This is a genomic window from Streptomyces sp. NPDC046876 (assembly GCF_040645035.1).
Classification (GTDB): domain Bacteria; phylum Actinomycetota; class Actinomycetes; order Streptomycetales; family Streptomycetaceae; genus Streptomyces.
The window spans coordinates 1-26,028 of sequence record NZ_JBEYXK010000010.1 but is presented as its reverse complement, the minus strand read 5'-3'; the positions used below and the strand labels follow the sequence as shown (position 1 = coordinate 26,028).

Here is a 26,028-nt window from a genome sequence, read left to right as displayed (position 1 = left end):
CCGCAGGCGGGCGCTCCCGCCGCCCTTCACGTCACCGCTCTCGTCCACGGGGCACCTCCGCAGCTTCCGCTCCCGGGCTCACCGAGCCGCCCCCGCCTACGAGAACATGCCGCACGGCGCGTACCGGAGGTCTCGTGACACGCCGACCGGGAGTCCCGCAGGTCGGGCCGGGCCCTTCGGGCACGACCACGGGACCGGCCCGCGGACATGACGGAAGTCTTACGTGCACGCGTCGCAGACCCCGGCTGCTCCCGCACTGCGTAGCGTCCGGAGCATGCGCGTACTCGTCACCGGAGGGGCCGGGTTCATCGGCTCCCACATCGTCACCGCCCTCAAGGCCCGCGGGCACGACCCCGTCGTCCTCGACGCCCTGCTCACCGCCGCCCACCCCGGGACCCCGCCCCTGCCCGATGCGGAGTTCGTCCGGGCCGACGTACGGGACCCCGACGCGGTCCGGACGGCGCTGCGCGGAGTGGACGCGGTGTGCCACCAGGCGGCGATGGTCGGCCTGGGCAAGGACTTCGCGGACGCCCCCGAGTACGTCGGCTGCAACGACCTCGGGACGGCGGTACTGCTGGCGGAGATGGCCGCGGCCGGGGTCGGGGAGCTCGTCCTCGCCGGGTCGATGGTGGTCTACGGGGAGGGCCGCTACGCCTGCGAGCGGCACGGCACGGTACGCCCCGGGCCGCGGCGGACCGAGGACCTCGAGGCAGGGCGTTTCGAGCCCCGCTGCCCCGACTGCGGAGCCGAGCTCGCGCCGGGCCTGGTCGGCGAGGACGCGCCGACGGATCCGCGGAACGTGTACGCGACGACGAAACTGGCCCAGGAACACCTGGCGGCGTCCTGGGCCCGCTGCACGCAGGGCCGTGCGGTGTCGCTGCGCTACCACAACGTGTACGGGCCGGGGATGCCCCGCGACACCCCCTACGCCGGAGTGGCCTCGTTCTTCCGGTCCGCGCTGGCCAGGGGCGAAGCACCCCGCGTCTTCGAGGACGGCGCGCAACGGCGGGACTTCGTCCACGTCACGGACGTGGCCTCGGCGAACGTGGTGGCTCTGGAGGCCATCGGCGGCATGCCCTCCGGAAGGCTGACCGCGTACAACACCGGCAGCGGGGAGCCGCACACGGTCGGCGAGATGGCTTCCGAGCTCGCCGCGGCGCACGGCGGGCCCGCGCCGGTGGTCACGGGCGAGTTCCGCCTCGGCGACGTACGGCACATCACCGCGGACTCCGCCCGGCTGCGCGACGACCTGGGGTGGCGCCCGCAGGTGGGCTTCGCCGGCGGGATGGCGGAGTTCGCCCGGTCCGGTCAGCGGGCGTCGGCGGGCGCCGTCGGCTGAAGCCCGACCGCGGGGATCGGAGCCGGAGCGGCCTAGGGGGTGTTGCGAAAGTCCTGTGCGGTACCCGCGGTGTCCGGTGCGTGCTCTCGGCGTGCCGGGCGAAGGCCCTCGTACTGGGCGTACTCGGGACTACGGCCGGTGCGGCGAGAGTGCGTGCCGGGCGCCGTGGGCGCCGTGCGGGACTTTCGCAACACCCTTTAGGCGGGTGCCGGGAGGGTCAGTTCGAAGCGGCAGCCACCGGGCACGTTGCGGACGTCGGCGTGTCCGGAGTGGGCCTCGACGATGCCGCGGACGATGGCCAGACCCAGTCCCGCGCCGGAGGGCGGGGTGCGCGCCTGCGACCCGCGCCAGCCGGTGTCGAAGACGCGCGGCAGGTCCTCCTCCGGAATCCCGCCGCACGCGTCGGTGACGGACAGGACCACCGCGTCCGCCCGGCGTTCGGCGGCGACCGCGACGGTGCCGTCGGCCGGGGTGTGGCGGATGGCGTTGACCAGCAGGTTGGAGAGCACCCGCGTCATCTCCTTGCCGTCGACCTCCACCGGGAGCGGGGCGACGCCCCCGCCCGCCAGCCGCACCCCGCGTTCGCGGGCCAGGGCGTCCGCGCCCGCCATCGCGTCGCCCACCAGGTCGTACAGGGACATCCGGGTCGGGCTGAGGGAGAGCGCACCGGCGTGGATGCGGGAGAGCTCGAACAGGTCGGTGACCATGGAGTTGAGGCGTTCCACCTCGGCGCGCATCTGCTGGTGGTAGCGGGCCGGGTCGGCCGCCATCCCGTCCTCCAGGGCCTCCGACATCGCACGCAGCCCGGCGAGCGGGGTCCGCAGGTCGTGCGAGATCCAGGCCACGAGCTCCCGTCGGGAGGTCTCCAGTGCGCGCTCGCGTTCGCGCGAGGCCACGAGGCGCTCACTGGTGAGGGCCAGTTCACGGCTCAGTGCGGTGAGTTCGGCGGGGGCCGGCACCGCCGGAGCCGTGAAGGTGCCGGCCTCCCCGAAGCCGCGTGCCGCAGCGACGAGTTCGCGGCAGCGCAGCACGACCTGCCGGCCCAGCAGCAGGGCGGTGCCGAGGGACACGGCGGCGGCCATCGCGACGACCGTGGTCACCACGGCGAGGTCGTGGGAGGACAGGAACATCGCCCAGGCCACCGCGAGCGTCCCGGCGAGCATCGCGGACACGGCGACCGCCGCGACGACCGCGAGGGACACCGCCACGCTCCGCCGGCGCAGCATCCGCAGGGCGGCGGCGCCGAGCAGCCCGGCGGCCGCCGCGCCGAGGAAGGCGTACAGGGCGATCAGCAGCAGGTCACGCACGGCCGTCCTCCGCCCGGGTCGCGGCCGCCTCGGCCGTGGGCCGGTCGGACGGGTGCGGGCCTGCCTCGAAGCGGTACCCGGCCCCCCACACCGTGCGGATCAGCTGCGGGTCGGCCGGATCCTCCTCGATCTTGCTCCGTAGCCTGCGGACGTGCACGGTGACGGTGGACAGGTCGCCGAACTCCCAGCCCCAGACCTCGCGCATCAGCCGCTCCCGGTCGCAGACCTGGCCGGGGTGGCGCAGGAAGTAGGCGAGGAGGTCGAACTCCCTCAGCGTGAGGGCGAGCTCTGATCCGTCCTTCGTCGCCCGGCGGGCGGCGGGGTCCACCGCCAGGCCGGCCGCCGCGAGCCCGGGCCCGTCGGCTGCGGCGGGGGACGCCCTGCGCAGGACCGACCGCACGCGCAGGACCAGCTCGCGCGGGCTGAAGGGCTTGGTCACGTAGTCGTCCGCGCCGACCTCCAGGCCCAGGATCCGGTCGTCCTCGTCGCCGCGTGCGGTGAGCATGACCACGGGTACGGAAGGCCCGCCACCGGAACGGGCCCGCAGCCGTCGGCAGACCTCCAGGCCGTCCATGCCCGGCAGCATCAGGTCGAGGACGACGAGGTCCGGCCGGTGCCGGGCGGCGGCCTCCAGGGCGGTCGGGCCGTCCGCGGCGCGGTCCACGGTGAACCCGGCACGCTCCAGATAGCCGGCCACGACCTCCGAGACCGTCGGGTCGTCGTCCACCACCAGGACGCGGCCCGTGACGTCGCCGGAGGAGGGGCCGCGGTCGGTTCCGTTGCTGGATGCCATGCCCCCAGGGTGACATCGTGCCGCCCGCGGGTGGACCCGGGGCTGCCGCGGGGCGGCGCGGTGTCCGCGTTTCGTAAGGTCTTCGGGCGCCCTTCCCCGCCTTCCGGTTCCTACGGTGTGGAGGGTGACTCCTTCTGCTTGCCGTCCGCCCCGCGCGGACCTCGTACTGCCGTGTCTCGACGAGGCGGAAGCCCTGCCCTGGGTGCTGGCACGGGTGCCGGCCGGGTGGCGGGCCATCGTCGTCGACAACGGCTCCACCGACGGCTCGGCCGACATCGCCCGCGGTCTCGGCGCCACCGTCGTGCACGAGCCCCGGCGCGGCTTCGGGGCCGCCTGCCACGCCGGGCTGCTCGCCGCACGCGCCGAGCTGGTCTGCTTCTGCGACTGCGACGCCTCCATGGACCCCGGCCTGCTCGCCCCGATGGCCGAGCGGGTCGCGGCCGGCGAGACGGACCTCCTGCTCGGCCGGCGCCGGCCGCAGGAACGCGGCGTGTGGCCGGTGCACGCCCGCGCGGGGAACCTCGCGCTGGCTCGGATGCTGCGCCGCCGGACCGGGCTGCGGCTGCACGACCTCGGCCCGATGCGGGTCGCGCGCCGCGAGGCCCTGCTCGGCCTGGAGCTGACCGACCGGCGCAGCGGCTACCCGCTCCAGATGGTCGTCCGCGCGGCCGACGCGGGCTGGCGGGTGGCCGAGACGGACGTCCCCTATCTGCCCCGGTCCGGGAAGTCGAAGGTCACCGGTACGTGGCGGGGCACCTGGCAGGCCGTGCGCGACATGCGCCGCGTCCTGGCCGCGCCGCCGGGTACCGGGCGCGCACCGGGCGAGGGGGTCTCGGCATGAGCACCCTCCTCGTCATCGCCAAGGCGCCCGTCGCGGGGCGCGTGAAGACCCGTCTGACCACGGTGTTCACCCCGCAGCAGGCTGCCGACCTGGCCCTCGCCTCGCTCCGGGACACCCTGGACGCGGTCCTGGCCGCACCGGCCCGGCGCCGCGTGCTGGTCCTGGACGGAAGGCCGGGACCCTGGGTCCCGGAGGGGATCGAGGTCGTCCCGCAGGGCGCGGGCGGCCTGGACGTCCGGCTGGCCGGAGCCTTCGCGCTGGCCGACGGGCCGGCCCTGCTCATCGGTATGGACACCCCGCAGGTCACCCCGGGCCTCCTCGTGCCCGGGCTCGACTTCACCGAGGCGGACGCCTGGTTCGGGCCCGCCGACGACGGAGGGTTCTGGGCGCTGGGCCTCGCAGACCCCGACCCGGCGCTGCTGCTCGGCGTGCCCATGTCCGTGCCGCACACCGGTGAGGTCCAGCGGCGGCGGCTCACCGACGCGGGGCTGGCCGTACGGGACCTTCCCGAGCTGTGCGACGTGGACACCCCCGCCGACGCGGCACGGGTCGCCGCGGCCGCACCGCGGACCCGTTTCGCCGCCCTGTACTCCAGCCTCTGCCCGGTGGCGCGATGACCGCGCAGCTCACCGAACCGGCCGCCCGCGCCTGGCAGGCCGACCCGTACGCCGACGCGCTGCGCGTGGGCCGGGGCCCGCTCTACCTGCGTCGTCACGACGGCTGGCTGCTGCCGCTCGACGTCGAGCGGTGGTGCGCGGAGCCCGACGCGGCCGACGACACCGTCCTGGCGCGGTGTACCGGACCCGTCCTCGACATCGGCTGCGGGCCGGGCCGCATGGTCGCGGCCCTCGCCCGGCTCGGTCGCCCGGCACTGGGCGTGGACGTCACTCCCGAGGCGGTGGCCCGTACCGTGCGGACGGGTGGCAGCGCCCTGTGCCGGTCGGTCTTCGACCCGCTTCCCGCAGAGGGCGGTTGGGGCACGGTCCTGCTGATCGACGGCAACATCGGTATCGGCGGGGACCCCGCCGCCCTGCTGCGCCGGGCCGCCGAACTGACCGCGTCCGGCGGCTCCCTGCTGGTCGAGGCGGCCGCCGCCGACGTCGACGAACGCGTGGAGGTCCACGTCGAGGACGGCAACGGCGGTCGTGGAGCGTCCTTCCGGTGGGCCCGGCTCGGCAGCCGGGCCCTGTGCTCCGTGGCGAGGGACGCGGGTTGGACCCCGTACGGGACCTGGCAGGCGGCGGGCCGGCACTTCGTCCACCTCACCCGCTGACGTTCCCGCGCGCCGAACCGCCGGGGTGGGACCCGCACTTCTGCGGATCCCACCCCGGCGGTTCTGTGCGCGACGCTCCGGTCAGGCTCTGCGGACCATCCTGCGCCGCACGGCGCGCACACCGGCGCAGGCGGCGGTGAGCAGCGCGACGGCCGCCATGGCGAGCAGCCAGTTGCGCAGGTAGGGCAGCGGCAGGACGGTGGGGTTGGCCACCCCGCCGGGGCGCAGGAGCGGAGGCAGTGCGATCGCGGTCAGGGAGCCCGCGACGACGAGGGCCCCGCGCAGTGCCCCGCGCAGTCGCAGTCCCGCCGCGGCGGCGAGCGCGGCGATCGCGAGGACGAGCGGCGCGACGAGGGCGTCGTGCACCACGACCGCTCCCCCGAGCCATACGGCGATCCGCCACGGCTCGGGCTGCCGGAGCAGCAGCCATCCGCCCCAGCCGGCGAGGACCAGCCCGAACGCGCCCACCGCATGGCGGAAGCCCATCACAGCACCTCCAGTCGGCCGACCCACTTGGTCTGCAGGACGCCGGGCCGGTTGGGGGCGATGATGCGGGCCGGGTAGCCGTGGTCCAGGGACAGTTCCTCGCCGTTCAGGCGCAGGGCGAGCAGGGTGAGCGGGTCCTGCGCGTAGTGCCGCCCCAGCTCCGTCACCCGGTAGGCGCCCGCCGCTTCGAGGGAGACCACGCGGGCCCGCGCCGCCGGGCTGCCGCCCGCGCGTTCCAGGAGGTCGCGTACCCGTACGCCGGTCCAGCGGGCGGACTTGCTCCAGCCCTCGACGCAGGCGATGGGCAGGGTGACCTCGTGCTGGGGCATGGCGCGCAGCTCGTCCAGCGTGAGGGTGAACGGCCGGGGCCCCTCCACGGTCAGCCGCCAGTCGGCCAGCGAGGCCCGGGTGACGCGCGCGGCGGCGGCCGTCCGGTTCACGGGCAGCCCCTGGGCCCCGTGGGCGGGGCTGCGCGGGCCGAACAGCTCCAGCGGGCCGAGCGCGGTCAGGGACTGTCCCACCGTGGTCAGTGTCACCGCCCCGACGGCGGCGGAGACGCCGAGGAGGAGTCGGCGCCGGTCCGGCCCGTCGGCCTCCGGGAGGGCCTGCGTTCCGGGGGAACGGAGTGTGAAGTGGGCCCGGATCTGCGGCCATTGCACGGCGACGTGCAGGACCAGGGAGCCCAGCAGGAGCCAGGCGACCGCGTAGTGCACCGGAACGAAGTTGAAGGGCCAGGGGTACCACTGGAAGGTGTTCAGCAGGCCGGTGAGCAGCTCGAACAGTCCGGTGGCGACGAGGACGGCCACCGAGATCCGCTCCAGGGCGTGGAGGGCCGATCGCGCGGGGGGCCAGGCGAACAACCGGGGGTAGACCGCCCACAGTTTCGCCAGCAGCAGCGGAACGGCGGCGATCCCGGACGCCACGTGGAGGCCCTGGGTGAGCCGGTAGCCCCAGTACGGGCGGCTCGGCAGCCGGTCGGCCAGCCATCCCGGCGGGTGCTGGAGGTAGTGGCTCACGACACCGGTCGCGAAGCAGACGGCCATGGCCAGGCCGAGCCAGCGGCCGATCGCGGTCGCGGTACGGGCATCGTGCAGGCGCGCCTTGAAGGTCACGGGCGGCCCCGGAGGCAGGGTGAAGGGCATGCCCCCATCACACCGCCGGCGGGGCCCGCGCGGGGGGCCGGAACACCTTACGAAACGCGGACGCCTCGGGCGCCGACCGTCCTCGGACGCCGATTCCTGGAACGCTTCCCCAGGTGAAACCTCTTCCCGCCGCCGCCCCTCGCACCGCCGCCCCTCGCACCGCGCCCGTCGCCACCGCCCTGGCGCTCACCGCGCTCACCGCGCTGACGACGGTCCTTGTCCTCACGGTCCGGTACGGGGGCTACTTCAGCGATCCCGACGGCCTGTTCCTGTGGTACGCGGCCGGCTGGGTGCTCTTCGCCGTGGCCCTGCTGGCGCTGCGCCGGGTCCCGGGCCGCCACGTCGCACGGCTGGTCATGGCGGGGGCGGTGGCCGTCACGGTGACCGGACTGGCGGGGCCGCCGCGGACCAGCACCGACTCCTACCGCTATGCCTGGGACGGCCGCGTCCAGTCCGCCGGCGTCTCCCCGTACGACCACACCCCGCAGGAACCGGCGCTCGCCCGGCTGCGCGACCCCTGGCTGTTCCCCACCGGCACCGCCTGCACGGGCCCCGACCTGGCCCGTATCCCGTCCGGTGACGGCAGCCGGCGCTGCACCCGGATCAACAGGCCCGCCGTCCACACCATCTACCCGCCGGTCGCGGAGGCGTACTTCCTGGCCGTCGACCGGCTCTCCCCCTCCGGTGCCCGCCACAAGCCGCTCCAGACCGGTGCCTGCCTGATCTCGCTCGGCGTGACCGGTGCGCTCCTGCTGATCCTCCGACGGCGCGGCGACGACCTCCGCAAGGCCGCGTACTGGGCCTGGTGCCCGGCCGTTCCCCTGGAAGCGGTCAACAACGCCCACGTCGACGTCCTGGGCGTGCTCCTCGCCGTCGCCGGACTCGGCCTCGTCGCCTCCCGCGACCCGGCCCGGCGGGCGGCGGGCGGCGTGCTGATCGGCGCCGCCATCGCCGCCAAGCTGGTGCCGGCCGTCGTCCTCCCCGGCGCCCTGTCAGGGGTCCGGCGCGTCCGCGACGCGGCCGTCGTGCTGCTGCCCGCCGCGGCCTTCGTCGTGCTCGCCTACCTCCCCTACGTCCTCTTCTCGCACGCCTCGGTCTTCGGCTACCTCGGCGGCTACGTGCAGGAGGAGGGGTACGAGGACGCCTCGGACGGGTCCCGCTACTCGCTCCTGCGCCTGGTCCTGCCCGACTCCCGGGCGTTCCCCGTACTGGCCGTCGTCATCGCCGGCATCTCGCTGTACGTGATGTGGCGCGGGGACCCGAGGCGTCCGTGGAGCGGCGCCCTCACGGTCACCGGCTGGGCGTTCGTGCTCCTCACCCCCGGCTACTCCTGGTACGCCCTCCTCCTGGTCGCACTCGTCGCCCTCGACGGACGCTGGGAATGGCTGGGCATCGCACTCGCGGGCGCCGCCGTCTACGTCCTCGGTCCGTCCCTCGGCTACCGGCCGATGCCGAGCAACCTCGCGTACGGCGCCACGGCCGCGCTCGTCCTCGTGATGGCCTGGATCCGGCGCCGGAGCATCGTCCCGCGGGGTGCGTAGGGCGATCGTGTCGATGATCGGCGAGCAATTGCGAAATCAATACGACACGAATCACGCAAAGGCATTTCAGTCTGGGTCGATTGCGAGCAATGTGTGACCTTTGATCAGATAATCGACCCGGCTGGCTAAGGTTCCGACTACCGGGCCGGCATATGCGGTTGTCGGTCACGGGCATCCAAGGAGAATGCGACTGATTGCAGGGGCATGTCAGAAATTGATCTACCGGCGCACCGGAAACCGTCGAGAGCGACAGGGCTCGACCTGGCCAGGGCACTCACCGAGGCGACGCGGGACCGGCTCTCCGCAACGCTGCTGGTGACAGGCGATCCCGGAGGAGCCTTCCACCTCCGGCGCGGCGCGCTCGTCGAAGTGGCTTCACCCGGCGCGCCAGGGGTCGAGACACTGCTTCTGCGCTCGGGCCGGGTCAGCGAGGCCGACTGGACGTCGGTCATCCGGTCGGGAGCCGGGGACGGCCGCATAGGCGGCGAACTCGTCGCCCGGGAACTGGTCGGCAGCGCGGAACTGCACTTGATGTGCATGATGGCCGCACTGGACGGAGCCCTGGCCGTGGGAATGGGGCGGATCGACGGATTCACCGTCGAGCACCCGTCGGACTCCTGCCGGCTGGCCGCGCCGGAGGGCATCGAACCGGAATGGCTGGTCCACGAAGCCCGGCGGCGGATCCGGGTCCTCGGCGCGCTCAACCACTCCCTCTCGCCCTTCCGCAGCCGGTTGGCCCTGACCAACGCCGGGTCGGCGCAGCTGAACGGACCGGCAACGGGTGAGCGCAGGGAGATCCTGCTGCGGGCCAACGGCCGTCGCAGCGTCCGGGACATCGCCTTCCTGCTCGGCCGGAGCCTGTACGCCGTCGCCGTCGAGGTCTCGCGGCTGATCGGCGAGGGCCTGATGGAAACGGCGGCGACGGACCGGCCCCGGACCGGCGACCGACCGTACCCGGTCGACGGCCGGCCTCCCCGGGCGGAACTGCCGCACCGCCTCCCGGGCGCGAGCGGCATCAACACGGTCCTGCCGCTGCGGCCCGTGGGCGGGCACTGGCGGCCTCCGCCGGCCCTCGTCGCGAAGTACCTGGCCCCCGGCGGACACAAGTGAACGAACACAACAGGAGAGTCGTGACAACCAGGAATGCGCAGCTCGTCACCGAGATGCGGGCGCTTCGGGAGAAGGTGGTCGGCGTCACCGACGTGGTGGTGGCCTCGGTCGACGGTCTGCTGATCACGGCCGAGACCGACGACGTGGCCGATCCGGAAAGCCTGGCCGCACTCACTGCGGCGACCCTGAGCATTGCCCGCCGCGCAGGTTCCATGACCAGCAAAGGCCTGCTCCACCACACCGTCTCGCGGTTCACCGACGGCTACCTGATCGCACACACCCTGGGCGACATGGCGCTGATCGGGGTGCTCGCCGACGCGGGCCTGGACGTCGGGCGCCTGCACGACGAAACACAGGCCTCCGCGCAGCGCCTCACCGCACTGCTCACCTCGGCCGCCCCGCCCGCCCCGGGCAACTGACCCCCTGCGCCGGAACAACACACACCCAAGGAGAACGATGAGCGGACCAGAAGCCCGAGGGATCCAGAGCATGTCCGAGCGGGTTTCGAGCCTGGTCAAAAGCCTGCGTTCCGAGGTTCCGGACTGCGTGGCCGCAGGGGTCATCGACATGTCCACGGGCATGCTGCTGTCGGTGGAGACCGTCGACTCGCACCCGGCGGAAGTCCTCGACATGCTCGCGGCGGCGACCCTCGACCTGTTCCAGGGCCGCAACGTCGTGATGATCGAAGGCATCTTCAAGGAACGCCGGGGGATCGTCAGCGACCGCCACTACTTCCAGGAGATCCTGGTCAACAGCGACAACCTGGCACACCTCTTCCTGCGGGTCGACAGCACGGACGAGGTCGTCGCCGTGGTCGTGTGCCGCAAGACCGTGAACGTCGGCATGCTCTTCGCCCAGGCCCGCCGCGTCCTGAAGAACCACGGACAGCTGTAACCGGCCGCCAGCGCCGCGACCGGTTCGTTCGGCGGCGCGCGGGGCGTTTGTGCGCGCCGCGGGCCTGCCGCGGCGCGGCCCTCTCCCGCCACTGTGACGGAACACGGGGCCCTCGGCGGCAAGCAGCTCCTGTGACGTCAGGCCGCCGCGGTCGCCGCCAAAGCCCTCGCCCACGCGACCCGAGGTCTGCGCCACCGGTTCGGGCGCCCCCGGCTGGTGGGCCGCCGGGCGCCCTCCCGCATGGTGGTGGGCGAGTGCGGCGGGACCCGCATCGCCGTGTTCGGTGAGCACTCCGTCACGGCCGAAGCGGCCGAACCCGCAGCCGCAGCCGTCGAGGACGCGTCCCTGGCGGCGCTCGACCGCAGAAGTGGGCTTGCCGAATGGCGCTCGGCTGACCCCCCGCGTGGATGCCGCGGCGGCCGCCGCGAGGGCGCGCGGCCTCGTCGAAGGAACGGTCCGCCCACGAGGTGACCGACCCACGTGGCGGGCACCGCCGTCGCCCCCGCCGGAAAATGCATCCTGCTCCGTGTGATGCCGGACGACGCGCCGGACACCGTGCTCCTGCGCACCCGCGGCGCGGACGAGATCGCCTCCGCCCTGCGCGAGCACTCCGTGCTGCTGCTCCACCGGCCCGGCTCCCTGCAGGGACCCCTGAAGGGAGTCCGACCCGGGGTCAGCTGCCGTCCCGTTCGAAGGTGAGCAGGAGGTCCGCTGCGACTCCGACCGCGATCGTGGCGGGTTCCTTGCCGGTGATCCCGGTCATTCCGATGGGGGTCTTGATCCGGTCGATCGCGGCGGCGTCGTGGCCGCCCTCGGTGGCCAGGCGCTGCTTGAACCGCGCCCATTTGGCGGCCGAGCCGATCAGTCCGATCGAGCCGAGGCCGGGGGTGCGCAGGGCGGCGTCGCACAGTGCGGCGTCCTCGGCGTGGTCGTGGGTCATGATCAGCACGTGGGTGCCGGGGGCCAGCTCCGCGAGCACCTCCTCGGGCAGCAGGGGGGTGTGGTGCACGTGGATCTGGGCCACCGCGTCCGCGAGCACGGCGAGCCGTTCACCGGCGAGCTGGTCGGGGCGGCTGTCGATCAGGTGCAGATCCAGGTCCTGGCGGGCCAGGATGCGGGCCAGCTCCAGCCCGACGTGTCCGACGCCGAAGACCGCCACCGCCGGGACCACCGGCAGCGGTTCGAGCAGGACGCTGACGGCCCCGCCGCAGCACTGCACGCCGTGTCGGCCGGCGGCCTTGTCGTTGAGGGCGAACTCCATCAGCTCCGGCTCCGCGCCGGGCACGGCGATGACCTCGCGGGCCCGGTCGATCGCGACGGCCTCGATGTTGCCGCCGCCGATCGAGCCCCAGGTCTCGGTCCGCCCCACGACGAGCTTGGCACCGGCCTTGCGGGGTGCGTGGCCGCGCACGGTCGCGACGGTCACGAGCACGCCGGGTTCCCGGCGGGTCCGCAACCGCGCGACCGCGGCCACCCAGGTCATGTCAGGCATTGCTCAAGGTGCTCGTGTCGGCGGGGATCCCCGTTCCGGCGCCGGCGCCGGTGCCTGTGCGGGCGCCCCGGGCCGACTCGATCGCCCAGTACACCGCCTCCGGGGTCGCCGGGGAGGCGAGTTGCACGCTGACTCCGGCGGGCCCGAAGGCCGCGGCGGCCTGCCGCAGTGCTTCCCGTACCGAGAACGCCAGCATCAGCGGGGGCTCGCCCACCGCCTTGGAACCGTAGACCGCGCCCTCTTCGGTGGCGTTCTCCAGCAGCGTGACGTTGAACTCCTCGGGCATCTCCGAGAAGCTCGGCAGCTTGTAGGTGCTCGCGGCCTGGGTCAGCAGCCGGCCGCGGTTCGGCCCGTCACCGGTGTCCCAGCGCATGTCCTCGAGCGTCAGCCAGCCGGCGCCCTGGACGAAGCCGCCCTCGACCTGTCCGATGTCGATCATCGGGGACAGGCTGTCGCCGACGTCGTGGACGATGTCCACCCGCCGGATGCGGTACTGGCCGGTGAACCCGTCCACCTCCACCTCGGCCGCGGCCGCGCCGTGGGAGAAGTACTTGAACGGGGAGCCCCTGAACGCCTTCGCGTCCCAGTGCAGGCCCTCGGTCCGGTAGAAGCCGGCCGCCGACAACTGGACCCGCTGGAGGTACGCGGTGCGCACCAGGTCGTCCCAGGCCAGCTCCTCGCCGCTGCCGAGGACGCGGGCGACGCCCTCGACGATGCGCACGTCCGAGGCGTTCGCACCCAGCCGGGTCCCGGCCACCTGCAGCAGCCGGGCGAGCAGCTGCTCGCAGGCGTTCTTCACCGCCGCACCGTTGAGGTCCGCCCCGGCACTGGCGGCGGTGGCGGAGGTGTTGGGCACCTTGTCGGTGCGGGTCGGGGCGAGGCGCACCTTGTGCAGCGGGATGCCCAGCGTGGTCGCGGCCACCTGCAGCATCTTGGTGTGCAGGCCCTGGCCCATCTCGGTGCCGCCGTGGTTGATCAGGACCGAGCCGTCCTTGTAGATCAGCACCAGCGCGCCGCCCTGGTTGAAGGCGGTGAGGTTGAACGAGATGCCGAACTTGATGCCGGTGAGGGCGAGGGCCCGCTTGGTGTGCGGGTGCGCGGCGTTGAAGGCGGCGATCTCGCGCCGGCGGTCCGCGAGGTCGCCGTTCTCCTTGACCTGCTGCCAGACGGCGGAGATCCGTTCGGGCTGGACGACCTGCTGTCCGTACGGGGTGTATTGGCCCGGCCGGTAGAAGTTGCGCTCGCGCAGCTCCGTCGGGTCCAGGCCGAGCAGCGGCGCGCACCGGCCCATGATGTCCTCGATCACCAGCATGCCCTGGGGTCCGCCGAAGCCGCGGAAGGCGGTGTTGGAGACCTTGTTGGTCCTGGCGATGCGGCCGGCGATGCGCGCGTGGGGGATCCAGTAGGTGTTGTCGATGTGGCACAGCGCGCGGGCCACGACCGGCTCGGACAGGTCCAGGCTCCAGCCGCCGTCCGCGGTCAGGGTGGCGTCCAGGGCCTGGATGCGGCCCTCGGTGTCGAAACCGATCTTCCAGGTGGCGTGGAAGCCGTGCCGCTTGCCGGACATGGTCAGGTCCTGGGTGCGGTTGAGCCGTACCCGGACCGGGCGGCCGGTCAGCTTGGCGCCGAGCGCGGCGACGGCCGCGAAGCCGTGCGGCTGCATCTCCTTGCCGCCGAAGCCGCCCCCCATGCGCAGGCACTGCACGGTCACCTCGTGGCTGTGCAGGCCGAGCACGTGGGCCACGATCTCCTGGGTCTCCGACGGGTGCTGGGTGCTGCTCTGGACGAACACCTGCCCGGCCTCGTCGACGAGGGCCAGCGCCGCGTGCGTCTCGAGGTAGAAGTGCTCCTGGTCGGAGAACCGGAACTCGCCGGTGAACACGTGCGCGGAGTCGGCGAAGCCGGCGTCCACGTCGCCGGAGACCATCACGGGCCGGGCGCCGTGGAAGCTCTCGGCGGCGATCGCCTCCTGCAAGGTGATCAGGGAGGGCCGTTCGTCGAGTTCCACCTCCACGGCCGCCGCGCCGAGACGCGCCGCCTCCAGGGTTTCGCCGAGCACCCAGGCGACCGCGTGGCCGTGGAACATGACCTCGTCGGGGAACAGCGGCTCGTCGTGCTTCATGCCGGCGTCGTTGACGCCGGGCACGTCCGCCCCGGTCAGTACGCGGACCACGCCGGGCACGGCGAGCGCGGGCGCGGTGCGCAGCGCGGTGATCCTGCCGCAGGCCTTCATGACCTGGACGGGGTAGGCGTGCAGCACGTCCTTGGTGCGGTGGACCAGGTCGTCGGTGTAGAGCGCGGTGCCGGTGACGTGGGCGTGGGCGCTCTCGTGCGGCATGGGGACGCCGACGACGGGCTTCTCGGGGCGTTCGGACAGATGGCTCATGACGACACCGCCTCGGTGGTCTGTGCGTACAGCTTCAGCAGGCTCTGGCCGAGCATCGCGCAGCGGTATTCGGCGCTGGCGCGGTGGTCGTCCATCGGGGTGCCCTGGGCCCGCAGCGTCCGGGCCGCGGCCTCGACGGTCTGCGCCGCCCACGGCTCGCCCTCCAGGGCCGCCTCGGTGGCGAGGGCGCGGATCGGGGTGGCGGCCACGCCGCCCAGGCCGATGCGGGCCTTGCGGACGATGCCGTCCTCGATGTCGAGCGCGAAGGCGACCGCCACGCTGGAGATGTCGTCGAAGCGCCGCTTGGCGATCTTGTGGAAGCCCGTGACGGGCGACAGCGGCAGCGGAACGCGCACCGCGCGGATCAGCTCGCCGGGCCGGCGCACGCTCTGCCGGTAGCCGGTGAAGTACTGCGCCAGCGGGACCTCGCGCTCGCCGTCGGCGCCGGCGAGCACCACCGAGGCCTCCAGCGCGAGCAGCACCGGCGGGCTGTCACCGATGGGTGAGCCGGTGCCCAGGTTGCCGCCGAGGGTCGCGCTGTTGCGGATGAGCCGCGAGGCGAACTGCGGGAACAGCTCGGCCAGCAGCGGGACGCTGCCGTGGAGGCGGCGTTCGATCTCGGTGAGCGTCAAGGCCGCACCGATCTCGATGTGGTCGGATGCGACGTGCAGCTCCCGCAGTTCGGGCAGCCGGTCGACGGCGACCACGCACGCCGCGCGGCGCGAGCGGATGTTCACCTCCACGCCCCAGTCGGTGCTGCCGGCAACCACGACCGCCTCGGGCCGCTCGCCCAGCACCTGCAGTGCTCCGGCCAGGGTGGCCGGCCGCAGGAACGCGCTGTCCCCCCGGGTGTACGCGGTGGCCACCGGTTCGGGCGGGGCCTGGTCCCGGCGCTGCGCCAGGGGGTCTTCCCCGGTGGGCGCACCGACGGCGAACGCGGCATCGCGGATCGGGCGGTATCCGGTGCAGCGGCACAGGTTCCCGCTCAGTGCGTGCAGGTCGAATCCGTTCGGACCGTGCTCCGGGTCGGTGCGGCCGGCCGGGTCCGCCGGGGCGTGCGCGCAGCGGTCGGGCCGGTAGTACTCGGCGGCCATGCTGCAGACGAACCCCGGGGTGCAGTAACCGCATTGGGAGCCGCCGCGGACCGCCATCTCCTCCTGAACCGGGTGCAGCGCGGGCGGCGTGCCGGGCGCGCCGACGGTGGCGAGGCCTTCGGAGGTGACGACCTCCTGGCCGTCGAGCGCCGCGGCCGGGAGCAGGCAGGCGTTGACCGCCACCCAGTCCGTGGGCTTGTCCACCCCGGGACGGGCCACCAGGACGGAACAGGCCCCGCATTCCCCTTCGGCACAGCCCTCCTTGGTGCCGGTGAGGCCCCGCTCGCGCAGGAGGTCCAACACCGTGGTGTGGGGCGCAGCCGGTGAGATCGGCGTTTCTTTCCCGTTGACGGTGATCCGGGGCGCTACCACGGCATGTCCCCGTTTCGGTGCGCGGTGGATCTGATGGTCCTAGTCGCCATGTCAGGAGCTTTCTGTTTCGGTGGCGCAGCTCGAGGACCCGCCGGGGGCGCACGTCGGCAGGCGACGACGCACCGCAGGCGGTGACAGAAATCGAGAATCACAAAACGCCGGGGCCGCGAAAAGGGCACGCCGGCAAAAGGGGGCTGCTCAGCAGCCGTGTGCTACACGACCCGGGGTCCAGGCGACCTGGTGGGCGAGGCGACGCAGTGCGGAGATGGTGGACATCCGACGTCGCCTCCTTCCCTCAGCTCACGAGTCGGTGCGCCGAAAGCTACGTTGCCGCAGGTTCATCGGTCAAGCCGACGTGCGGAAGCCCGGCGCGGCCTTTCGCTCTCCGCCGCGCCGGGCATCCTGGCAGTGCCGGGCAGATCGCCGGCTCAGGGCGCGACCTTGCCGACGCCGCCCAGGGCGAGGGCGGCGCGCTGGTTGATCTGCCACAGCTGGCCTTCTCGGTTGCTGACGTAGATCCAGCCGTTGACGGTGTCCAGCGCGAGGCCCTCGCACGTACCGAGCCCGGTGGCCACGACGCGCTGCGCGCCGTCCGCGAGGGTGATCTCGTACAGGCTCCCGTTCACGTGGTCGATGGTGTACGCCCGGCCGGCGCCGTCGAGGACCACGCGGATGGTGCTGGATCCTGCGAGGGTGGTGACGACGCGGTGGGTGCGGGCGGCCAGGTCGACCTCGTGCAGCTTGCCGCCGCCGTCCTTCCGGCCGATGTACGCCTTGCCCCGCCCGTCCAGTGCCACTCCGCCGATGCCCTGCCCCAGGCCGGTGGCGATCGTCGTCTTCTGGCCGCCCGGCAGGTCGACGGCGATCAGTTGTCCGTCGATCCAGTTGGCGACGTAGGCCTTGCCCGCTGCATCGAGCGCGACCCCGTAGGCGCCGTTGACGTCGGCGATCTTGCGGGAGGAGCCGCTGGACAGGTCCACCGCGAGCAGGCGCCCGCCGTAGTCCGTGGTGTACGCCGTGCCCTGGCCGTCCACCCTCACATCGCCGATGTCGCCGAGGGCGCTCGCGACCACGCGCTGGGAGCCGGTGTCGACCTTCACCGCGGACAGCTTCTTGCCGCCCCGGTCGGCGACGTACGCCGTGTTCGCCGAGGGGTCGACCACCAGGCCCTCGGAGGTTCCCAGACCCGTCGCGATGAGGGAGTAGTTCCGCCTGTTGCCGATGAGCTTCGACAGGTCTTCGAGCTTCGGCATGTCGTCGTCGCTGATGCTGACCTTCGGCGGTCCGAACGCCTTCGTGGTGGCCGCGGCCATGGTGGACGTCGCACCGGGGTCCTCGGAGACCTGGCGCTGCGCGGCGGCGATGCCCTGGGCGTTCCGGAAGAGCGGGTTCAGGAAACCCATGACGTCGAAAGCCCCGTGCGCGGTCTGGCGCACGAGCCACGGGTCGCGCTCGCTCTCCAGCTTGCGCACGGCCTCGGAGACGTCCCCGGATCCCGGAGCGTCCTCGTTGAGTGCCCGAGCGGACTTGTCGGCGGAACCGGCCTCGTCCCCGCCGTTGTCAAAGATGTTCTTGAAGGACATGGGCTTTTCCTCCTGCCTCTTCTAAAGGGGCTGCTTCTGGGTCTGGTAATCGAGGGTTTCCGGCTGGAAGACGCGGTGTTCTCCGGTACGGACGGCGACGATTTCGGCCGTCCCCTTCTGCATGAACCGCTTTCCTTCGTCGGCGAGGTCGAAGCGGCTGGAATCGAGGTCGGCCTCGCCGAGCTTCCACGCGATGACCTTGGAGTACCTGGGGTCGCCACCCTGCTTCGAAGGCTCCTTGACCTCCACCGGAGCGGGGTAGTACAGGGCGATCCAGCCGCCGAAGGTGACGGGGAACTCGTAGTCGAACTGGCGGATCTCACGGCGCGTCGTGGCCATCACGTCGGCCCGGCTGGCGACTTCCAGGCTGACCGACGACTGGTGCTTCCATTCGGTGGTCAGCGATCCGCTGACGGAGCCGGTGATCCCGATCAGGAGTTCCCCCCACAACTCCCCGGTGCCGGTGACGGAACTGGTGGCCGTGGTGTTGCTCGTCGCCTCGGTCTGGGACTCCGTGTTGACGCCCTGGTTGTCCTTGCTGTTGAGCAGGGTGGTCTTCTGGTACTGCTTCATCTCCATGCTCTTCTGGAGCTGTTGCTGGAGCGATGCGATGGATTTCGCCCCGAAGGTGAGCTTCACCTCCCCTTGGAGCGACCAGCTGATCGTGTTCGAGATCGAGAACTCCACCGTGTCCGTCACGGTTATCTTGATCGGGTCGGTGCCGTTGATGTACGTCTGCTTGGAGACCAGGTCGGGAGGGGGCTGCTGGATGTCGCTCCGCTCCTCGACGACCGGTACGCCGACGTTCATGTAGGCGCGCCAGCCGCGCTCGTGCGCCGTCGCCTCCTCCTGGGGGAAGCCGCCGTAGCGCACCTTGTTCAGGGAGAACCCGATCGGGTTGATCTGCTCGCCCCCGCCCTGGGGCGTGCGCTTGAGTATCCTCCGCAGTTGGTTCCGCTGCAGGATGCCGGCGGCCCGGGCGGCGATCTCCAATTCCTCCTGGTTGCGCGTGGTCAGTGGGTGGCGCATGAACACGTCGTTGATGTAGGCCGTTCCCACATCGTTCCTCATGCTGCTGTTGCCCATTGCTCTTCAGACCTCCCTGCGTCGCAGAGCGGTGACGGTACGCATCCGGCAGCGGCCGGACACCGTGTCGAACCCGCCACTCGGCGACAACCGGACAGGCGCCGCTGACCAGGCACGACATCGTTCTCGGGCGGGCGCGGTGCCGCGCCCCTCGACAGGGCCGGGCACGCTGGGTGTCCGAATCCGCGGTCCGTGGCCGTTCCGGCGCTGCGGATCTGGATCTTCCGACTCGTTTTGGCCCCAGTCGCATGTCCGACTCCGCCGCGCAGACGGCATCGGCCGGCCGCCGGGAATCCGGCGGCCGGCCCCTCGGTATCAGACGTCCCTCAGGGGCCGATCTCGAACTGCGGCGGCTTGAGGGCCTTGAGGCATGCGGTGTTCGGGGCGGTCGGGGTGTCGAAGAACGAACCGGTGATCTCCTGTGCGCACTTCGACGTGGCGAACACGACGTGCGGCTCGTAGGGGACCGTGACGACCGTGGCGTTCTTCAGCGTACGGGCGACGTACGGGCCGTTGGCCGCGCCGGTCTGGGCGTCGAAGCCGCCCGAGAGGGCCAGGGTGGGGATGTCGCTCCTGGTGACGTCCCGGATCGAGCGCGTCGCCGCGGGGACGTTCCAGGCGTCGCAGTCCTCACGGAGGAAGGTCAGCTGCGGGGCCTGGGCCTGTACCGAGCGCGGGAACGTCGGGAAGGCCTTGCGGCCTCCCGCGAGCGCCTGCTCCCGGGTCTCGTACGGCGTCCACTCGCTGCAGAAGACGCCGTAGACGATTCCGTGGGACGTCCTGCCGATGGCCTGGGGGCTGTACTTGGCGACCGCCCACTGCTCGGCGATCCGCCGGGGCTTGCCGTGGGCCAGCTCGTCCAGGGCCCGGGGCACCTGCGTCGCCACGTGGGTGGCGGAGGTCATCCAGTTCACCAGGGCTCCACCGTCCAGGACGACCTTGACCTGCTTCTTGCTGTCGGGGAGCGTGACGGTGGTGGTGACCGGCTCGGCCTCGAGCTGTCGGACGAGGCGTTCGAAGGTGGCCGGCAGGTCGGGATAGCGGCGGTTGCAGGCGGGCTGCTCCGCGCAGGCCTTGAAGAGGCCGTCGAAGCCCTGCTTGGCGGCGCTCCAGGTCAGGGCCGAGCCCGCCGTGGACGGCGGCAGGATGCCGTCGATACCGACGGACCGGATGCCCTCCGGGTGCAGGCGCATGGAGACCAGCGCCAGCTGGGTGCCGTAGGAGATGCCGTAGACGTTCCACTGCTCGAGGCCCAGCGCCTTGCGCAGGTCCGCGAGGTCGGCGGAGCTCTCGAGGTCGTTGTAGGCGCTGAGGTCGGCCCCGCTCGCCGCCAGTTTGTCGCGGCAGGCCTTCGTGGCCCGGACGTGCTCGCGCCCGGTGGACGGGGCGTCGTAGACCAGCCCGGTGGCGCGCGCGTTGAACTCGTCGATGTTGGCGCAGGTGAGCGCCGGATCGGCCGAGTACGTGCCCCGCTGGGACATGAGGATCAGGTCCCGGTCGCGGTTCATGCCTCCGTCGACCGCCATCTTCGCCTCGCCGACCGCGTCGTCACCGGGTCCGCCGGCGAGCCACACGATCGGGTCCGGCTTCGGGTGGGCGGCCACCGCCGGCACGACCGCGACGCCGAGTTTGACGGTGCGGCCGTTCGGCCCGGCCCGGTTCTCGGGCACGGTGAGCGTTCCGCAGCGGGCTCCCTTGAGCTCCGCGATCGGCTCTGCCGTCTTTGGGCACGGGCCCGGCTCGTAGCGGGCGTCGCCTGCGGTGCGGGCGACCGTTCCGAGCGCTCCGGTGCCGGGGGTGGGGGTGGGGGTGTCCTGTGCGCTCGCGGGCATCGCGAGCAGGCCGGTGACGAGGATTCCGGTCGCCGCCACGGCCGGCGTGGCGCGCATCCGTCGCACGGTGCGGCGGCGGAACACGTGGTGGGGAGACATCTGCCCTCCCGGTTGCTCGGTCACTGGGTCACTCGGTCACTTCGGGGTGATCGTGAACGGTTCCCACGTGAGGTCCGCCACGCATCCGGTGTCGGGCGCGGTCGGACGGGTGAGGAAGGACGCCAGCACCTTCTGGGCGCAGGGCGACTGCGGGACCGTCCAGTGACCGATGCCGGGGATCTGCACGGTGGTCGAGTGGGGCAGCGCACGGGCCGTCTTCTGCGCCCAGCTCGCCCCGGTCTTCATGTCGAACGTCCCGTTGAGGAAGAGCGTCGGCACGGAGCCGGCGGGGGCCACCCGCTGCACGGCGGTACGGTCCGGAACGTTCCATACTCGGCACACCTGCTCCTGGAAGGCCAGTTGGGGCGTCTGGGCCAGGACCGGGTCCGGCCAGTCGGGGAAGGCCCGGCGGCCCGCGTTCAGCACCTCGGACGCCGAGTGGCCCGGGACCCACTCGCTGCACACCACCGAGTTCGTCAGACCGTGGGCGTTCTGGCCGACGACCTGGACCGAACCGGCGGCGCGGGCCCGGGCGAAGCGCTCCGGACGTCCACGGGCGAGTTCGTCGATCGCGGCCGGGACGTCGGCGAGCGGGATCGCCTTGGCGACCAGCAGGTTCACCAGGGCGCCGCCGTCGAGGACGACCTTCACCGGGTCTCCGCCCTGCGGCGGCCGTACGTTCAGCGTCAGGGGATGGGCCTCCAGCTTGCGCACCTGCTCGTTCAGGGTGCGCTCGAGGTCCGGGTAGCGGCTCTTGCAGCGGGGCTCCGCCGCACATGCCCGGTAGAGGTGGTCCAGGCCCTCTCCGGCGCTGGCCCAGCCGAACGGCAGGGAGACGAACTGCGGAGGGGCGGCGGAGTCGAGCGCCACCGCCCGGATCCCCTGGGGGTGGAGGCGCAGGTAGGTCAGGGCCAGGTCACTGCCGTAGGAGTGGCCGTAGACGTTCCACTGCTTGATGCCGAGCGCCGTGCGCAGGTCGGCGAAGTCGGCGGCGTTCTCGGTGCTGTTGTAGGCACTCAGGTCGGTCCCGTCGGCCGTCAGGCGGTCCCGGCACCGCTTCACCGCGTCGAGCGTGAGCCGCTGCGTCGACGGGGTGTAGGAGGGGAGCCCCACGGACTGTGCGGCGACCCGGTCCAGCTCCGGGCAGGCCAGGTTGGGCTCGTCGTAGAGGTTGCCGCGCTGGGCCATGATCACCAGGTCGCGATCCCGGTTCAGGCCGGAGTCGACCAGGAACGGGATGTCGTCGAAGGTCTCACCGCCGGGGCCGCCCGACATGAACACCACGGGATCCGCGCCCGGCTTCGCCTTGACGGCGGGGATGACCGCCACGGCCAGCTTGATGGTCCGGCCGCCGGGGCGGGCGCGGTTTTCGGGGGCCACCAGGACGCCGCACCGCGCCTTGCTCAGGGCGGCGATCGGCTCGGGCGTCTTCGGGCAGGGGCCGGGCACGAACCGCGCCCCGGCCGGCGCGCCGGTCCCGCCGGACTGCGCCGGTGCCGGGGCGGCGGCGCTGCCCGGTGCCGGGGCGAACACCGCCAGACAGGCAGTGGCCGCGGCAGCCGCCGCGGCGACGGTGTGCTTCGCCATACGATCCCGTTCCTCGGCCGACATCCCCGAGCTGACCGGCTGGGCAGCGCCCAGCGGTGCGGACGGCAGCGCACGCCATCGACGCTACCGCGCGGCCGGGACCCCTGCACATCGGGGGCGGGGCCGTGGGGCGCTGTCGGCCCGGCCTCGGGGCCGGTGCGGCAGTGGCGGTGTCACCGGTCCTGGATGCGCCGGAACGGCTGGTCGGCCTCCAGCTCGAAGGCGAGCTCCAGCAGTTTCCGTTCGCCGCCGGGGCGGCCGGAGAACATGACGCCGACGGGCAGGCCGTCCTGCGTCGCGTTCGGGGCGGGCAGCGAGATCGAGGGCGTGCCGACGACGTTGTTGACCGGGGTGAACGCCACGTAGGCGAGGATCCGCTCGATGAGCGCCGGGTACGGGACGGCCGGGCTGAGGTGGCCGAGCCGCGGCGTGGTGTGGGCGAGCACCGGCGTGAGGACGAGGTCGAGTCCGCGGAACGACGCCGCGTACGCCTCCGTCGTGCGCTTCAGCCGGCGCAGTACGCCGGGGGTCCGGCGCCAGCCGTCCAGGTACGCCTCGCGCAGCCCCCGGCTCAGGCCGTCCATGCGGCGGCGGTCGAAGTCGGCGCCGAGGGTGCGGCCCGTGACGCCGAGGAGGAAGGAGAGCATGCCCCAGTACGTGAGGAAGTCCTCGGTGAAACGCGGGTCGACGGCCAGCTCCACCGGCTCCACGGTGTGGCCGAGGCGTTGGAGCGTCGCCACGGTCTGCGTGACCGCTTCCCGGGTGGTGTCGTCGGAGTGGACACCGTTCGGGGAGTCCAGCAGGAACCCGATGCGCAGGCGCCGGTTCGAGGGGCCTTCGACCCGTCCGAGCGGCGGCAGCTTCGGGTTCTGCCAGTACGTCTCGGCGGCGGCGAGAAAGGCGGCCGCGTCGCGCACGGAGCGGCTCACGATGCCGTCGGAGACGATGTCCAGCGGCAGTTGGCGGCTCTGGGCGTTCGCCACGACCCGGCCGCGGGTCGGCTTGAGGCCGACGAGCCCGCAGCAGGCGGCCGGTATCCGGATCGAGCCCCCGCCGTCGTTGGCGTGCGCGATCGGCACCGCCCCGGCGGCGACGAGCGCCGCGCTGCCGCCCGAGGAACCGCCGGCCGAGTGGCCCGTGTGCCACGGGTTGCGCACCGGCTCGGCGCCCTCGTACTCGGTGCTGGGGCTGAACCCGAACTCGGGCAGGCGGGTCTTGCCCAGCACCGTGACGCCGCTGCTCAGGAACTGCCGGGCGAACGGTGCGTGCCGCCGGGCCGGCCGCGGGCGGAAGGCCGCGCTGCCGTGACCGGTGGGCAGTCCCGCGTAGTCCGTGTTGTCCTTGACGAAGGTGGGCACCCCGGCGAAGGCGGCGCCCGCCGTGCCGGCGGTGTGCGCGTGCGCCGGGGCGTCGACGTGCGCCTGGACCGCGTTGAGCTGCGCCTCGACCGCCCGCACCCGCTCCGCCGCGTCGCGGGCGGCCTCGGCTGCGGAGACCTCGCCCCGCCGGATCGCCGCGGCGAGGCCGACGGCGTCGTGCTCCCCCAGGGCGTCGTCCCGGAAGGCGTGCACCCTGGCCCGTTCGTCGAAAGTCGTCACCGCTGCCTCAGCCCCCGGCCGTGTGGTTGGTCGCCCCGCCATCATTCCTTACCGGCGGGTAACTCGCGAGGGGTCGGCGGCACCTGCTGCCCGTCAGAGCCAGGTGAGGGTGAGGGGGAAGACGGTGCTTGCCCCGGCTCCGGTGCCGCTGCACCGGCCCGCGCGGCCTCAGGCCGACGGCCTCCCCCGGGGCATACGCGAGAAGGAGCGCCGGTACGAGCGCGGCGGCACCCCGCGCCGGCGGACGAACTGCGCACGCAGCACGGCCGCGCTCCCGAAGCCGACGAGCCGGGCCACCTCGTCGACCGGCAGGTCCGTGGTCTCCAGCAGCTCCTCCGCCCGGCTCACCCGCAGTCCCAGCAGCCAGGCGTGCGGGGTGGTGCCGGTCGCGGCGGCGAACCGGCGGGCGAAGGAGCGCCTGCTCATCAGGGCCCGCCGGGCCAACTCGGCCACGGGAAGCGGCTCGTGCAGATGGGCGCGGGCCCAGTCGAGCACCTCGGCGAGCCGTTCGTCCTGGCAGTCCTGCGGAACGGGCGTGGCCAGGTACTGCGCCTGCCCGCCGTCGCGGTGCGAGGGCAGCACCAGATCGCGGGCGATCGTGTTGGCCGTCGTCGCCCCGTACTCGCGGCGCAGCAGGTGCAGGCAGAGGTCGAAGCCGGCTGCGGCCCCGGCGCCGGTGATGATCTCCCCCTCGTCGATGTACAGGGCCTCCGGCTCGACGGTGACGGCCGGGTACCGCTCGGCCAGCAGTGCCGCGAAGCGCCAGTGGGTGGTGGCCCGCCGCCCGTCGAGCAGCCCTGCCGCGGCGAGCGCGAAGGCGCCCACGCAGTGCCCCGCGATCAGTGCCCCGCGCCCGCGTGCCGCCGCCAGGGCATCGAGCACGGCCGGGCCGGGCGGCGTGCGGAAGTCGGCCCAGGGCAGCGTGATCACCAGGTCCGCGGCGGCCAGCCGGTCCAGGCCGTGTTCGACCACCAGCGGCAGACCGGTGTCGGTGCGCACCCGGCCGGGCCGGTCGGTGCAGAGGGCGAAGTCGAACGCGGGCAGGCCGGGCCCCCGCGCGTCGAACACCTCGGCGGCGATCCCCGCCCCGAGCATCCCCACACCGGACGGGGCATAGGCGGCGACGGTCACGAAGGGCGGCATCCGCGCAGTGTGGCACGCAGGGCGCGGAGGCCACGATTCCCGGCGGAGGGCCTGAACCGCTACACGTCGAGGCTGTCGACGAGTTGCGCCAGGGCCGCCGCCAAGGCGTCGAGCCCGGGGCCGGCGGCCCCGCCCGGCTCGGCCATGTACACGTCTCGGCGGATCTCGACCATCAGCGCACCGACCCGCCGGTCGCGCCCGTAGTGCCGCAAGGGCACGTACGTGCCGGCGAAGGGGCTGTCGAGCCCGGTCCCGCCGAAGCCGGCGAAGGCCTTCTCGGCCGCGGCGCGCAGGCCGGGCGGTGTGTGAAAGGGGTCCGTGCCCAGGCAGAGCGGCGGCCGGGGACCGTCGCCGTGCAGTTCGTACGGGAGGGCCTGCGTCGGGTAGGAGTGCACGTCGATGACCACGGCTCGTCCGACGGCCGCCAGCCGGTCCTCCACGGCCCGTGTCATCGCCTCCGCGTACGGGTGGAAGTAGCGGTCGAGCAGCGGCCGTCCGTCGAAGCCGTCCGGGCGCAGGGCCTCGCGGTGGGTGGTGCGCGTGTACACCGCCCCCATGCCGGCGGCGAGCATCTCCTCGCGCTCGTCGGGGAAGCGTTCGGGGTCGATGACCAGCCGCGACAGCTGGTTGACGAACTGCCACGGAGTGACGGCCGAGGCGGCTGCGGCCGCTGCGGCGATGTCCGCGGTGTGGGAGTCGGTGATGTGGTCCAACTCCCGTTCGAGGGCAGGGTCGTCGAGCACGATGCCGCTGCGGACGGAGGCCGGTATGGCGCGCGAGGAGTGCGGCACGTGCAGGATCACCGGCGATGCGGCGGCGCCGGGGAGGAGCCGGAAGGATTCGGGCGAGCGGTTCATGTGCACTTCCTCCGTGAGACGGGTCGTGCTGAACCGTAGCCGGGGCGGCCCCGGCCGGGCCTTCCGCTCCCGCTGCGCGGAGCCGTTCCCCTCCCCGCCCCTTCTCCCCCAGCTACCGCTGGGGGTACCCCCCGCGCCTCAAACGCCGACGGGGCTGATTTCAGCCCCGCCGG

Annotated in this window: 23 protein-coding genes; 9 read left to right on the top strand and 14 right to left on the bottom strand. The window is 73.0% G+C overall.

Features of this window, described 5'->3' with window-relative positions; translation table 11 throughout:
* The first annotated feature begins 274 nt into the window (after nucleotides 1–274).
* Nucleotides 275–1,339, top strand: a complete 1,065-nt coding sequence (locus ABZ924_RS08740) for an NAD-dependent epimerase/dehydratase family protein (protein WP_361906005.1) — start codon at nucleotides 275–277, stop codon at nucleotides 1,337–1,339.
* 197 nt (nucleotides 1,340–1,536) lie between these two features.
* Here ABZ924_RS08740 and ABZ924_RS08735 read toward each other — a convergent pair whose 3' ends face one another.
* Together ABZ924_RS08735 and ABZ924_RS08730 are read right to left on the bottom strand one after the other, a co-directional pair.
* On the bottom strand, nucleotides 1,537–2,646 hold the full coding sequence (locus tag ABZ924_RS08735; protein WP_361906003.1) for a HAMP domain-containing sensor histidine kinase: 1,110 nt from the start codon (nucleotides 2,644–2,646) through the stop codon (nucleotides 1,537–1,539).
* A complete protein-coding gene (locus tag ABZ924_RS08730) occupies nucleotides 2,639–3,439 on the bottom strand; it encodes a response regulator transcription factor (protein WP_361906001.1) in 801 nt (266 codons plus the stop codon). Before ABZ924_RS08730 ends, ABZ924_RS08735 begins: the two co-directional genes overlap by 8 nt.
* A gap of 124 nt (nucleotides 3,440–3,563) precedes the next feature.
* Here ABZ924_RS08730 and ABZ924_RS08725 point away from each other — a divergent pair, with 124 nt between their 5' ends.
* From ABZ924_RS08725 to ABZ924_RS08715, 3 genes are read left to right on the top strand one after another with little or no spacing between them, the layout of a single operon-like run.
* Entirely contained in the window at nucleotides 3,564–4,280 is a 717-nt protein-coding gene (locus ABZ924_RS08725) for a glycosyltransferase family 2 protein (RefSeq protein ID WP_361905999.1), read from the top strand.
* On the top strand, nucleotides 4,277–4,897 hold the full coding sequence (locus ABZ924_RS08720; protein WP_361905997.1) for a DUF2064 domain-containing protein: 621 nt from the start codon (nucleotides 4,277–4,279) through the stop codon (nucleotides 4,895–4,897). Before ABZ924_RS08725 ends, ABZ924_RS08720 begins: the two co-directional genes overlap by 4 nt.
* The gene (locus ABZ924_RS08715; RefSeq protein ID WP_361905995.1) at nucleotides 4,894–5,553 is read left to right on the top strand and encodes a methyltransferase domain-containing protein; all 660 of its coding nucleotides are present in this window, start codon (nucleotides 4,894–4,896) and stop codon (nucleotides 5,551–5,553) included. Before ABZ924_RS08720 ends, ABZ924_RS08715 begins: the two co-directional genes overlap by 4 nt.
* Before the next feature lie 81 nt (nucleotides 5,554–5,634).
* Here the strand turns inward: ABZ924_RS08715 and ABZ924_RS08710 are convergent, their stop codons facing one another.
* Nucleotides 5,635–6,039, bottom strand: coding sequence for a hypothetical protein (locus ABZ924_RS08710; protein WP_361905994.1), 405 nt, complete (start codon nucleotides 6,037–6,039; stop codon nucleotides 5,635–5,637).
* Entirely contained in the window at nucleotides 6,039–7,181 is a 1,143-nt protein-coding gene (locus ABZ924_RS08705; RefSeq protein ID WP_361905992.1) for a molybdopterin-dependent oxidoreductase, read from the bottom strand. Before ABZ924_RS08705 ends, ABZ924_RS08710 begins: the two co-directional genes overlap by 1 nt.
* 113 nt (nucleotides 7,182–7,294) lie before the next feature.
* On the opposite strand from ABZ924_RS08705, the gene ABZ924_RS08700 reads away from it, so the two are divergent.
* The 5 genes from ABZ924_RS08700 (at nucleotide 7,295) to ABZ924_RS08680 (ending at nucleotide 11,425) form a co-directional block, all read left to right on the top strand.
* Nucleotides 7,295–8,722 (top strand): glycosyltransferase family 87 protein, encoded by a 1,428-nt coding sequence (locus tag ABZ924_RS08700; protein ID WP_361905990.1) that lies wholly within the window; start codon nucleotides 7,295–7,297, stop codon nucleotides 8,720–8,722.
* Nucleotides 8,723–9,091: 369 nt separating this feature from the next.
* Entirely contained in the window at nucleotides 9,092–9,832 is a 741-nt protein-coding gene (locus tag ABZ924_RS08695; protein ID WP_361905988.1) for a hypothetical protein, read from the top strand.
* Nucleotides 9,833–9,852: 20 nt separating this feature from the next.
* Entirely contained in the window at nucleotides 9,853–10,251 is a 399-nt protein-coding gene (locus tag ABZ924_RS08690) for a roadblock/LC7 domain-containing protein (protein WP_361905986.1), read from the top strand.
* A 70-nt stretch (nucleotides 10,252–10,321) separates the two neighbouring features.
* Complete coding sequence (locus tag ABZ924_RS08685) at nucleotides 10,322–10,726, top strand: hypothetical protein (RefSeq protein ID WP_361906188.1); 405 nt, start codon at nucleotides 10,322–10,324, stop codon at nucleotides 10,724–10,726.
* Nucleotides 10,727–11,206: 480 nt separating this feature from the next.
* Entirely contained in the window at nucleotides 11,207–11,425 is a 219-nt protein-coding gene (locus ABZ924_RS08680) for a hypothetical protein (RefSeq protein WP_361905984.1), read from the top strand.
* Here the strand turns inward: ABZ924_RS08680 and xdhC are convergent.
* From xdhC to ABZ924_RS08630, 10 genes are all read right to left on the bottom strand, one after another.
* On the bottom strand, nucleotides 11,400–12,209 hold the full coding sequence (xdhC, locus tag ABZ924_RS08675; RefSeq protein ID WP_361906186.1) for a xanthine dehydrogenase accessory protein XdhC: 810 nt from the start codon (nucleotides 12,207–12,209) through the stop codon (nucleotides 11,400–11,402). The two genes, ABZ924_RS08680 and xdhC, sit on opposite strands and share 26 nt — an antisense overlap.
* A 1-nt stretch (nucleotide 12,210) precedes the next feature.
* Entirely contained in the window at nucleotides 12,211–14,604 is a 2,394-nt protein-coding gene (gene xdhB, locus ABZ924_RS08670) for a xanthine dehydrogenase molybdopterin binding subunit (protein ID WP_361905982.1), read from the bottom strand.
* Nucleotides 14,601–16,070 carry an FAD binding domain-containing protein gene (locus tag ABZ924_RS08665; protein ID WP_361905980.1) on the bottom strand — a complete coding sequence of 490 codons (1,470 nt, stop codon included), beginning with the start codon at nucleotides 16,068–16,070 and terminating at the stop codon, nucleotides 14,601–14,603. Before ABZ924_RS08665 ends, xdhB begins: the two co-directional genes overlap by 4 nt.
* A gap of 428 nt (nucleotides 16,071–16,498) precedes the next feature.
* Nucleotides 16,499–17,653 carry a hypothetical protein gene (locus ABZ924_RS08660; protein ID WP_361905978.1) on the bottom strand — a complete coding sequence of 385 codons (1,155 nt, stop codon included), beginning with the start codon at nucleotides 17,651–17,653 and terminating at the stop codon, nucleotides 16,499–16,501.
* A 21-nt stretch (nucleotides 17,654–17,674) separates the two neighbouring features.
* Complete coding sequence (locus tag ABZ924_RS08655) at nucleotides 17,675–18,724, bottom strand: gluconolaconase (RefSeq protein ID WP_361905976.1); 1,050 nt, start codon at nucleotides 18,722–18,724, stop codon at nucleotides 17,675–17,677.
* Nucleotides 18,725–19,065: 341 nt separating this feature from the next.
* Entirely contained in the window at nucleotides 19,066–20,628 is a 1,563-nt protein-coding gene (locus tag ABZ924_RS08650; protein ID WP_361905974.1) for an alpha/beta fold hydrolase, read from the bottom strand.
* A gap of 78 nt (nucleotides 20,629–20,706) precedes the next feature.
* Nucleotides 20,707–22,257 carry an alpha/beta fold hydrolase gene (locus tag ABZ924_RS08645; RefSeq protein ID WP_361905972.1) on the bottom strand — a complete coding sequence of 517 codons (1,551 nt, stop codon included), beginning with the start codon at nucleotides 22,255–22,257 and terminating at the stop codon, nucleotides 20,707–20,709.
* A 173-nt stretch (nucleotides 22,258–22,430) separates the two neighbouring features.
* Nucleotides 22,431–23,855, bottom strand: a complete 1,425-nt coding sequence (locus ABZ924_RS08640; RefSeq protein ID WP_361905970.1) for an amidase — start codon at nucleotides 23,853–23,855, stop codon at nucleotides 22,431–22,433.
* Between the two features lie 168 nt (nucleotides 23,856–24,023).
* Entirely contained in the window at nucleotides 24,024–24,998 is a 975-nt protein-coding gene (locus ABZ924_RS08635; protein ID WP_361905968.1) for a helix-turn-helix domain-containing protein, read from the bottom strand.
* Between the two features lie 59 nt (nucleotides 24,999–25,057).
* A complete protein-coding gene (locus tag ABZ924_RS08630; protein ID WP_361905966.1) occupies nucleotides 25,058–25,855 on the bottom strand; it encodes an N-formylglutamate amidohydrolase in 798 nt (265 codons plus the stop codon).
* Nucleotides 25,856–26,028: the final 173 nt, after the last annotated feature.

Bases quoted from the DNA above. Each gene is read 5' to 3' on its own strand.
- xdhB (WP_361905982.1), bottom strand. From the start codon at position 14,604: ATGAGCCATCTGTCCGAACGCCCCGAGAAGCCCGTCGTCGGCGTCCCC.
- ABZ924_RS08635 (WP_361905968.1), bottom strand. From the start codon at position 24,998: ATGCCGCCCTTCGTGACCGTCGCCGCCTATGCCCCGTCCGGTGTGGGG.
- ABZ924_RS08705 (WP_361905992.1), bottom strand. From the start codon at position 7,181: ATGCCCTTCACCCTGCCTCCGGGGCCGCCCGTGACCTTCAAGGCGCGC.
- ABZ924_RS08740 (WP_361906005.1), top strand. From the start codon at position 275: ATGCGCGTACTCGTCACCGGAGGGGCCGGGTTCATCGGCTCCCACATC.
- ABZ924_RS08655 (WP_361905976.1), bottom strand. From the start codon at position 18,724: ATGAGGAACGATGTGGGAACGGCCTACATCAACGACGTGTTCATGCGC.
- ABZ924_RS08715 (WP_361905995.1), top strand. From the start codon at position 4,894: ATGACCGCGCAGCTCACCGAACCGGCCGCCCGCGCCTGGCAGGCCGAC.
- ABZ924_RS08660 (WP_361905978.1), bottom strand. From the start codon at position 17,653: ATGTCCTTCAAGAACATCTTTGACAACGGCGGGGACGAGGCCGGTTCC.
- ABZ924_RS08710 (WP_361905994.1), bottom strand. From the start codon at position 6,039: ATGGGCTTCCGCCATGCGGTGGGCGCGTTCGGGCTGGTCCTCGCCGGC.
- ABZ924_RS08630 (WP_361905966.1), bottom strand. From the start codon at position 25,855: ATGAACCGCTCGCCCGAATCCTTCCGGCTCCTCCCCGGCGCCGCCGCA.
- ABZ924_RS08730 (WP_361906001.1), bottom strand. From the start codon at position 3,439: ATGGCATCCAGCAACGGAACCGACCGCGGCCCCTCCTCCGGCGACGTC.
- ABZ924_RS08685 (WP_361906188.1), top strand. From the start codon at position 10,322: ATGTCCGAGCGGGTTTCGAGCCTGGTCAAAAGCCTGCGTTCCGAGGTT.
- xdhC (WP_361906186.1), bottom strand. From the start codon at position 12,209: ATGACCTGGGTGGCCGCGGTCGCGCGGTTGCGGACCCGCCGGGAACCC.
- ABZ924_RS08650 (WP_361905974.1), bottom strand. From the start codon at position 20,628: ATGCGCGCCACGCCGGCCGTGGCGGCGACCGGAATCCTCGTCACCGGC.
- ABZ924_RS08645 (WP_361905972.1), bottom strand. From the start codon at position 22,257: ATGGCGAAGCACACCGTCGCCGCGGCGGCTGCCGCGGCCACTGCCTGT.
- ABZ924_RS08720 (WP_361905997.1), top strand. From the start codon at position 4,277: ATGAGCACCCTCCTCGTCATCGCCAAGGCGCCCGTCGCGGGGCGCGTG.